This is a genomic window from Micromonospora sp. NPDC007230, assembly GCF_042869115.1.
In the GTDB taxonomy this organism is placed as follows: Bacteria; Actinomycetota; Actinomycetes; order Mycobacteriales; family Micromonosporaceae; genus Micromonospora.
In genome coordinates, this window is sequence record NZ_JBIAFE010000057.1 from 1 (window position 1) to 9545 (window position 9545).

8 protein-coding genes and 1 tRNA gene are annotated in these 9545 nt (G+C 71.8%); 4 read left to right on the plus strand and 5 right to left on the minus strand.

The annotated features are described in order from the left end of the window. Positions 1-640: 640 nt before the first annotated feature. From ACFYML_RS36160 to ACFYML_RS36170, 3 genes are all read right to left on the minus strand, one after another. Complete coding sequence (locus tag ACFYML_RS36160; RefSeq protein ID WP_387424938.1) at positions 641-2074, minus strand: pyridoxal-dependent decarboxylase; 1434 nt, start codon at positions 2072-2074, stop codon at positions 641-643. Between the two features lie 232 nt (positions 2075-2306). Continuing rightward, a complete protein-coding gene (locus tag ACFYML_RS36165; protein ID WP_387424939.1) occupies positions 2307-3317 on the minus strand; it encodes an LLM class flavin-dependent oxidoreductase in 1011 nt (336 codons plus the stop codon). 46 nt (positions 3318-3363) lie between these two features. Continuing rightward, the gene (locus ACFYML_RS36170) at positions 3364-3843 is read right to left on the minus strand and encodes an Lrp/AsnC family transcriptional regulator (RefSeq protein ID WP_073833840.1); all 480 of its coding nucleotides are present in this window, start codon (positions 3841-3843) and stop codon (positions 3364-3366) included. Positions 3844-3945: 102 nt separating this feature from the next. Here ACFYML_RS36170 and ACFYML_RS36175 point away from each other — a divergent pair, with 102 nt between their 5' ends. Continuing rightward, positions 3946-5103 carry a trans-sulfuration enzyme family protein gene (locus tag ACFYML_RS36175; protein WP_387424940.1) on the plus strand — a complete coding sequence of 386 codons (1158 nt, stop codon included), beginning with the start codon at positions 3946-3948 and terminating at the stop codon, positions 5101-5103. A 28-nt stretch (positions 5104-5131) separates the two neighbouring features. Here the strand turns inward: ACFYML_RS36175 and ACFYML_RS36180 are convergent, their stop codons facing one another. Continuing rightward, on the minus strand, positions 5132-5941 hold the full coding sequence (locus tag ACFYML_RS36180; protein WP_387424941.1) for a helix-turn-helix domain-containing protein: 810 nt from the start codon (positions 5939-5941) through the stop codon (positions 5132-5134). Further along, positions 5915-5987: transfer RNA gene (locus tag ACFYML_RS36185), tRNA-Leu, on the minus strand. The genes ACFYML_RS36180 and ACFYML_RS36185 overlap by 27 nt, the downstream gene beginning before the upstream one ends. A gap of 95 nt (positions 5988-6082) precedes the next feature. On the opposite strand from ACFYML_RS36185, the gene ACFYML_RS36190 reads away from it, so the two are divergent. From ACFYML_RS36190 to ACFYML_RS36200, 3 genes are all read left to right on the plus strand, one after another. Beyond that, entirely contained in the window at positions 6083-6703 is a 621-nt protein-coding gene (locus ACFYML_RS36190) for an ANTAR domain-containing response regulator (RefSeq protein WP_073833838.1), read from the plus strand. Between the two features lie 53 nt (positions 6704-6756). Next, positions 6757-7956, plus strand: a complete 1200-nt coding sequence (locus tag ACFYML_RS36195) for a hypothetical protein (protein ID WP_387424942.1) — start codon at positions 6757-6759, stop codon at positions 7954-7956. 260 nt (positions 7957-8216) lie between these two features. Next, positions 8217-9377, plus strand: a complete 1161-nt coding sequence (locus ACFYML_RS36200) for a branched-chain amino acid ABC transporter substrate-binding protein (RefSeq protein ID WP_387424943.1) — start codon at positions 8217-8219, stop codon at positions 9375-9377. Positions 9378-9545: the final 168 nt, after the last annotated feature.

Below are 9545 nucleotides of genomic sequence, written 5' to 3' on the forward strand. Positions count from 1 at the left end.
AAAAAGGGGGGAAAAGTCTGTCGACCAGCGGCTCGCGGGGCGAGGGGGGTTCGCCTCTTCGCGGCGCCGGGACCATATCCAACGACCGGCGGCCCACCAACATTCCGGGCCTCGCCGACCCCGGCTCACGGGGCATCGGTCGCGGGTTCATGTGCAACGACCGGCGGGCCACCATCATTCCGACCTGGGCCGGCCAGCGACCACCGGCTCGCGGGGTGGCCTTCCTCGGCCCGTGCACCCGGGTTCAACGCCCCGCGGTCACCCGAGATTCCGCGCCCAGGATGCCGGCCGTCACACCCACAAACCGGACATCACCCACCACGAGGCCCCGGCCAGTCGGGGCCCGAACCATCCTTGCCCCACTCCAGGTCGCGGAAACGGCGGTAACCGACACCCGCCGACACCGCCACATCCCCGACACGGCGTCGGGGACAGCCGCCTGTCGCCGCCGAACGTCGTGTTGCCCAGACGCTCTGAGACATCGGCCCTCGGCGCGGCGAGGTCACACTTTCCCCGAAAACAGCCACTCCGAGCGCCCAAAGGCCACACTTTCGGCGAGACTGCCCACTCGGGGCGCCCGGAGCCGGGCACGGTGGGCCACACCCGCAAGCGCAACCAGGAACGAAGCGGACACGCCGGGTCAGGTGGCAAGCAGGGCGTCGGCCGCGGCGGAGAGCAGCTCCCAGGCCTCGTCGACGTGCTCCTGCCCGGTGAGCGGCGAGCCGACCGCCAGGCGCAGCGCGTACCGTCCCTCGATCCGGGTGTGCGTGAGGTGCACCCGCCCGGTGCCGTTGACCCGGCGCAGCAGCTCCGCGCTCGCCTCGTCGCCGGCCCGCAGCCGGAAGCAGACCAGCGAGAACGGGTGCGGCGCGGCCAGCTCGAACCGGTCGTCGGCCGCCACCCGCGCGGCGAACCGGTCGGCGAGCGCCACCCCCGAGCGGATGTGCGCCCGCAGCCCCTCGACGCCGTACCAGCGCAGCACGAACCAGAGCTTGAGCGCGCGGAACCGGCGGCCCAGCGGGACCTGCCAGTCCCGGTAGTCGATCACCGCGCCGGACTCGGTCGCCGCGTTGCGCAGGAACTCCGGCATCACCGTCAGCGCCTCGATCAGCTCGCCCCGGTCGGCCACCCAGAACGCGTCACAGTCGAAGCCGGTGAGCAGCCACTTGTGCGGGTCGAAGCAGTACGAGTCGGCGTACTCGAGCCCGGTGTGCGACCAGCGCAGCTCCGGGCAGACCGCAGCCGCCCCCGCGTACGCGGCGTCGACGTGCAGCCAGACACCGTGCTCGGCGCAGATCGCGCCGATCTCCGGCAGCGGGTCGACCGCGGTGGTGGACGTGGTGCCGACGGTGGCGACCACGATCGCCGGCACCACTCCGGCGGACAGGTCCGCCTCGATCGCCGCGCGCAGCGCCGCCGGGCGCAACGCCTGCGTCGCCGGGTCCACCTCGATCGCCCGTACCCCGTCGGCGCCCAGCCCGGCGATCCGGGCCGCCTTCTCGATCGAGGAGTGCCCCTGCGTGGAGGTGTACGCGCGGTAGCGCCGGTCGACGCCGTCGGTCCGCCAGCGGCCCTTGCTGGCCCGGTGCAGCGCGCCCAGCGTCGCGACCAGCGTCGCCGACGAGGCGGAGTCCTGGATCACCCCGCCGCCGCGGCCGGTCGAGCGGAACCGCTCCGGCAGGTCGAGCAGGCCGGCGAGCCAGTCCAGCAGCACCGTCTCCAGCTCCGTGCAGGCGGGGCCGGTGGCCCAGAGCATCCCCTGCACGCCGAGCCCGGAGCTGACCAGGTCGCCGAGCACGCTCGGGCCGGAGGTGTTGGCCGGGAAGTAGCCGAAGAAGCCCGGGTGCTGCCAGTGGGTAAGCCGGGGCGTGACGATCCGCTCCAGGTCGGCCAGGACGGCCTCGATCGGCTCGCCCCGTTCGGTCGGCCCGGCGGGCAGCGCGGCGGCCACCGCGCCCGGCGGGTCCTGCGACGTCACCGGCCGCTGCCCGAGCGTCGTCCAGTAGTCGGCGATCCAGTCCACCACGGCGTGCCCGGCGCGACGGAACTCCTCCGGGTCCATGTGCTCAGCCATGGGGTGGAGTCGATCAGGTGGGCCGCCATGGGGGCAAGGGCCGGGCGGCGGGCGAGACCGGCCGGACGAAAAAGCACCGGGCCGCCAGCCGCGGAACCCGCAGCGCTGGCGACCCGGTGCACCACACCGCGGCACCCCCGACCCGTCCCGACCGGGAGTGCCGTACCACCACCGGTCATCAACCTACGGGTGCCGCGCGACGGAGGGGTGACACGGCTATGAAGAGCATGTTTCAGGCATCCCGGCGAAGTTCGCCGGCCACCTTCTCGGCGATCAACTCGAACGAACGGACCCGGTCCGCCACGTCGTACACCATCGTGGTCAGCATCAGCTCGTCCGCGCCGGTGCGCGCCAGCAGCGCGCCGAGCTGCCGGGCCACCGTCTCCGGCGAACCGGTCGCCTGGCTCTCCCGGCGCTGGGCCACGAACTCCCGCTCCAACTCGGTGTACGGGTAGGCCGCGGCCTCCTCGGGCGTCGCCAGCGGCTCCGGCCGACCAGAGCGCAGCTTCAGGAAGGACAGTCCGGCCGGCCCGGCCAGCCACTCCGCCCGCTCGTCGGTCTCCGCGCAGACCGCGTTCACGGCGACCATCGCGTACGGCTGCTCCAGCCACTGCGACGGCCGGAAACTCTGCCGGTAGAGCTGCAGCGCGGGCAGCGTGTTCTGCGCGCTGAAGTGGTGCGCGAACGAGAACGGCAGCCCGAGCAGCCCGGCGAGCTGGGCGCTGAAGCCGCTCGACCCGAGCAGCCAGACCGCCGGCGACTGGCCCCGGCCCGGGGTCGCGGTGATCGGCCCCGGCTCCGCGCCGCTGAAATAGTTCATCAGGTCGGCCAGCTCCCGCGGGAAGTGCTCGGCCGACAGCCCCTCCATGCTCCGGCGCAGCGCCAGCGCCGTCACCTGGTCGGTGCCGGGCGCCCGACCGATGCCCAGGTCGATCCGGCCCGGGTGCAGCGCCTCCAGGGTGCCGAACTGCTCCGCCACCACCAGCGGCGCGTGGTTGGGCAGCATCACCCCGCCGGAGCCGAGCCGGATCGTCGAGGTGTGAGCCGCCAGGTGGGCGAGCAGCACCGCTGGGGCCGAACTGGCGATCGCGGGCATGTTGTGGTGCTCGGCCACCCAGAACCGGCGGTAGCCCAGCTCCTCGGTGCGCCGGGCCAGCTCGGTCGTGTGTCGCAGGGCCTCACCGGCGCTGCCGCCGGCCGCGACCGGAGCAAGATCAAGAACAGACAAGGGTACGTCGATCACGCCTCTGAGCAACCCGCCGGGCGCCGGACTTGTTCCGGACGGTGCCCTAACCCATACCGCGCGCCTGCTCGAAGATCAGGCTGGTCTGGGTGTGCTGCACCGCCGGATCCACCGCCAGATGGTCCAGCACGAAGTCCCGCAGCGCATCCCCGGACGCCGCCCGCACGTGCAGCACGTAGTCCTCCGCACCGGCCACGTGGAACACCGACACCACCCCCGGCAACCGCACCGACCGGGCCCGGAACGCGTCCACCACCGCCCGCTCGTGCGCGGCCAACCGCACCGACACCAGCGCCTGCAACGGCAACCCCACCGCCGCCGGGTCCACCTCCGCGTGGAACCCGCGGATCGCCCCGCACTCGCGCAGCGCCCGGGTACGTGTCAGACACGTCGACGGGGCCACCCCGACCCGCTCGGCGAGGGCGTTGTTCGGCAGCCGGCCGTCGACGGCCAGCTCGGTCAGGATCGCGCGGTCGATGTCGTCCAGCGCCGCGAACGGCCGTACATCATTCGGTGCCACGGGCATGCGAGCATCATCCACCGAATCCGGGGATGGCGGAAGTGTAATCCGCAGAATCTTGTTCGCCTCTATTGCCCTGCGCTGGTCTGATGTTCGACGCTTCGGGCCATGACCGCCGTGGACACCAGAGCCGTGCACGCCGGGCGCGACGACCTCGCCGGTCTCGGCGTCCACGTACCGCCCATCGACCTCTCCACCACCAACCCGCTGCCGTCGGTCGCCGGCGGCGGCGACGCCTACGAGACCCTCGCCACCGGCGGCACCCTCCCGCCCGACGGCAGCGCCGTCTACCAGCGGCTCTGGAACCCCACCGTGGCCCGCTTCGAGACCGCCCTCGCCGAACTCGAAGGCACCGCCGAAGCCGTCGCCTTCGCCAGCGGCATGGCCGCCCTCACCGCCACCCTGCTCGCCGCCACCCGCGACGGACGCCGCCACGTCGTCGCCATCCGCCCCCTCTACGGCGGCACCGACCACGTGCTCGCCACCGGCCTCCTCGGCACCGAGGTCACCTGGGCCCGACCCGACCAGGTCGCCGCCGCGATCCGCCGCGACACCGCCCTGGTCGTCGTCGAGACCCCGGCCAACCCCACCCTCGACCTCGTCGACATCGCCGCCCTCGCCACCGCCGCCGGCGACGTCCCGCTGCTCGTCGACAACACCGTCGCCACCCCCGTGCTCCAGCAGCCCGCCCGGCACGGCGCCGCGCTCGTGCTGCACAGCGCCACCAAGAGCATCGGCGGCCATGGCGACGTCCTCGCCGGCGTCGTCGCCTGCGACCCCGGCTGGGCCGCCCGGCTACGCCAGGTCCGCGCAGTCACCGGCGCGATCCTGCACCCGCTCGGCGCGTACCTGCTGCACCGCGGCCTGCAGACCCTGCCGCTGCGGGTCCGCGCCCAGCAGGCCGGCGCCGAGAAACTCGCCGGCTGGCTCGCCGGCCACCCCGCCGTCACGCGTGTGCACCACCCCGCGCACCACGACCCGGCCGGGCTGGTCGGCCGCCAGATGTCCGGCCCCGGCAGCCTGCTCGCCTTCGAGGTACGCGGCGGTGCCCCCGCCGCGGCCGCCGTCGCGGGTGCCTGCCGGCTGATCACCCACGCCGTTTCGCTCGGCGGCGTCGACACCCTCATCCAGCACCCCGCCTCGCTCACCCACCGGCCGGTCGAGGGCGACGCCAAGCCGCGCGGGGGCCTGTTGCGGGTCTCGGTCGGCCTGGAGGACCCGGAGGACCTGCGGGCGGACCTGGAGCAGGCGCTCGCGACAAGCTGACCGTGATGCGCCTCACGGGCGCTGCCCGTCAGGACTTCGGGCCTACGTGGCGATCGAGTGCCGCTACGGCCTCCCGGCGGGCGACCGACAGCGAGTTGCGGCGGTTCATCTTCCAGGCGACGCCGAGCAGGTCGAGGCCCCACTGGCAGAGGCGCATGATGTCGGTGGATTCGTTGGTGAACATGTAGCGGGGGTAGACGTACTTCTTCCCCCGGACGGTCACCCGGTTGGCGAATCGTGCGCCGTCGGAGTGGAAGAGACCGCGAATGAAGTGACCGGGGCACGCCTGGACAACCGTCTCCTGCCAGTCGGCAAGGGCAATCAGGCGCTCGTGCTTCTTGCCCGGTCCATGTTGCGGCAGCAGGCACGGCCAGTGTTTTCCGTAGCTCTGGACATTGACGCAGCCCCTCTGCTGGACGCGCTGGACCTTCGTCGCGAGCACCGCTCGCATGGCGTGGTCGCAGGCGTCGATCAAGCCCGGCCACGCGTTGCTGCAAGAGATGCGCAACACGGGCACCCGCGCGGACGTCACGAGGTGCCCGTCGCCCAGGTAGAGACCGAGCAGGTAGGCATACGCGGCGGGATCTGTCGGATTGTCGACGTCCGGCCGGCAGCGGAAGCAGCGTAGTGCAGTGCCCTGGGTGATCGGTTCTGGCCGGTCCCGGCACCAGTGCCACACAGTGCGATAGGAGAGGCCTACACTACGGGCGGCATCAGCAACGCTTGCGCCGGATAGGTAGAGTTGCCGCGCTCGGGCACGTATCTCAGGGGAATGCACGAAGACATCTTCGAACGCCTGTATGACACTTTGTGCCCCCGGTGGGATTCGAACCCACACTTTATGGCTTTTGAAACCATCGTCTCTGCCGTTGGACTACAGGGGCCTTCTGTTGATTGGCCATGACAGGTTACCCACTACGCTAGGGGCGGCGACACCCGGTACCGCGGGTGTCGAGGCTCAGACTGGTGGGAGAGGCTCGTGGCCGAGACGCAGACGGATGGGGAGCGCAGGCGCGTACTGATCGCCGAGGACGAGGCGCTCATCCGGCTGGACCTGGCCGAGATGCTGGTCGAAGAGGGCTACGAGGTGGTCGGCGAGGCCGGTGACGGCGAGACCGCCGTGAAGCTCGCCGAGGAGCTGAAGCCGGACCTGGTCATCCTCGACATCAAGATGCCGATCATGGACGGGCTGGCCGCGGCCGAGCGGATCGCCGGCGCCCGAATCGCCCCGGTGATCATCCTCACCGCGTTCAGCCAGCGGGACCTGGTGGAGCGGGCCCGGGCCGCCGGTGCGATGGCGTACCTGGTCAAGCCGTTCCAGAAGAGCGATCTGGTGCCGGCGGTGGAGATCGCTCTCTCCCGCTACTCGGAGATCGCCGCGCTCGAGGCGGAGGTGGCCGGCCTCACCGACCGGCTGGAGATCCGCAAGACCGTGGAACGGGCCAAGGGCGCGCTGATGACCACGTACGGGATGACCGAGCCGCAGGCGTTCAAGTGGATCCAGCGGACGGCGATGGACCACCGGATGACCATGAAGGAGGTCGCCGAGCGGATCCTCGCCGAGACCGCCGGCGGCGAGGTGGCCCAGCCGGCCTCCTGACAGCGCCGGTCGGCCGGTGCGTTGGAGCGGCGGGGATCGATAGACTCCGGTCCGTGGCGGCGCGGCGGCTGGTGGCGATGCTCGGTGTCGTCGTCGTGCTGCTCGTCGGTTGCGTACGGGCGAAGGCGCACGTCGAGCCCGGGCCGCTTCGCCCGCGGTGGCAGCCGCTGGCGCTGCCGGTGCCGCCGGGAACGCCCGGCCGGTTGGTGCTGCGCGACGTGGTGTCCTGCGCCGGGCGCTGGTTCGTGGTGGGCGGGGTGGTCAACCCGGCGGGGGAGACCCGCCCGGCGGCGTGGGCCAGTGCGGACGGTCTCTCCTGGTCGTCCGTGCCGATCGCGTCGTCGAGCTTCTACGGGGCGCGGCACGTGCTCTACGCGGCGGCCTGCCGGCAGGGCCGGCTGGGGGCGCTGGGTGCGCGGAACGGCGGCGTGCACGGCAATCCGCGCACGGGCACCTGGGTGCAGGACCCGGACGGCACGCTGCGGGAGGCGGTGGCCCCGTTCGAGCTGTACGGGGGGCCCCGGGCGGTGAGCGTCTCCAGGCTGGTCGCGGGGCCGGGCGGGTGGCTGGTGGTCGGGTCCCGGGCCGACGGGGCGGCGGTGTGGACGTCGCCGGACGGGGCGCGGTTCACGCTGCACGAGGGTGTGCCGGAGCTGGCCGGCGACGCTCGGGGCCGCACGGTCGGGTTGGACGCGGTGGCCGTACCGCCGGGGTGGCTGGTGGTGGGGGCGGTGCTGCCGCCGCACGGGACGGCGGCGCTGCCGCTCGCCTGGACCTCGGTGGACGGGCGGGCCTGGCGGCGGATGGAGTTGCCGGCGTCGGACGGGCGGAGCCAGGCGCAGCGGGTCGCTCTGGTGGGCGGCGCGGTGGTGGCGGTCGGTCCGGTGCGGGACGGGTTCGGGGTTTGGCGGGCGGCTGGCGCCGGCGGCGGTGCGGGGTGGGCCGGTGCCGCGGGCTGGCAACGGGTCGGCGGTTTCGGTGCGGCGGGTCCGGGGGTGTCGTCGGTGCATGGGCTCGTGTCGGCCGGCGGCGGCGGGTTGCTGGCGGTGACCGGCGACGGGAATCGTCACGGTCTGTGGTTCTCGGTCGATTCGGGCGGTTCATGGCGGCCGATGGTGCTGCCGGTCGCGGTGCCCGATGGTGGGGACACGGCGGTGGCGGCGGCGTTCGACGAGCATCGACTGATGTTGGTCGCCGACGACGGTGGAGAGTCTCGTGCCTGGTGGGCGGCGGTGCCGACCGTCGATCGGTAGCGGGTGGAGCGGCGTTGGCTGCTTACCGATGAAACAAAGGTGAAACTCCCTCGCGACCGACGGTTCTTACAGCGATCGCTTCCAATCCGCCACGGCGTGTAACGGTTCGGTCAACCCGCTCTCCTGGGACTTACGCCACAGCTCCCACGTGGGATAACGTCCCGGCCCAGACCGGCGACGACGGTCTGGTTCGTTCGCCCCCCGCAAGGGCCAATTGGCAGCGGGTGGTTGGGGCCATGCGACGGAGGAGGGTTCGGGCCTTGAGGCAGAAGCTCGCGCGCGTGATCGGTGGAGCTGCCATGCTGGCGCTCGTCGCCGGCGGCACCGCCTGCAGCAGCAGCGGTGGGGACAGCGCGTCCGGTGGTGACAAGTGTGGCAACAAGATCGCGTTCTTCGGTGCGCTGACCGGCAGCTCGGCGGCACTCGGCATCAACGAGAACAACGGCGTCAAGCTGGCCGTCGACAAGTACAACAAGGAGAACGCCGACTGCAAGGTCGAGCTGGTTCCGCTCGACTCGCAGGGCAGCCCGGACCAGGCCCCGGGCCTCGCGCAGAAGGCCATCGACGACCCGAAGATCCTCGGCATCGTCGGCCCGGCATACTCCGGTGAGTCGGAGGCCGCCGACCCGCTGTTCGCCGAGGCGGGCTTGGTGCACATCACGGCGTCGGCGACCCGGCCCAGCCTGAGCCAGCAGGGCTGGAAGACCTTCTTCCGGGCGGTCGGCAACGACTTCAGCCAGGGTCCCGCGGCCGGTACCTACATCAAGGACGTGATCAAGGCCGACCGGGTCTACGTCATCGACGACCAGTCGGCGTACGGCGCGGGCCTGGCCGACGAGGTCAAGAAGGTGCTCGGCGGGGCCGTCGTCGGCTCGGACAAGGTCCAGGGCGAGGGCAAGCAGGTCGAGTTCTCCGGCGTGGTCACCAAGGTTAAGGCCGCCAACGTCAAGGCGATCTTCTACGGCGGCTACTACCAGGAGGCCGGCCTGATCCGCAAGCAGCTCACCGCTGCCGGGGTCACCGCTCCGCTGGTCGCCGGTGACGGCGTGAACGACAAGGCGTACATCGACTCCGCCGGTGCGGCGGCCGCCGAGGGCACGATCCTCACCTGCCCGTGCCAGCCCGCCAGCGAGGCGCGCGGCACCTTCAAGGAGGAGTACAAGGCGCTCAACGGCACCGAGCCGGGCACCTACAGCGACACCGCCTACGACGCGGCGAACATCCTGCTGGCCGGCATCAAGGCGGGCAAGACCGACCGCGCCGGCCTGCTGGACTTCGTGAAGAACTACAGCGGCGAGGGCGTGGCGGCCAACTACAAGTTCGTCGAGGGTGGCGAGCTGGACCCGGCGCAGGTGAAGGTCTGGGCCTTCAAGGTCCAGGGTGGCCAGGTCGTTCCGGACCAGGAGATCAAGAAGTCCTGACGCCGGTCGCTGCTACAGCGATTGAGTCGTGATCGCGGGTGGGGGCCGGGGGGGGGGCCCCCCCCCCCCCCCCCGTTTTTTGGACACCACAAATAAAGGACCCCCCCAAGAAAAAAAAAGGCAGGTTTAAAAAAAATGGGGGGAAAAACACAACCCCCCCACACACCG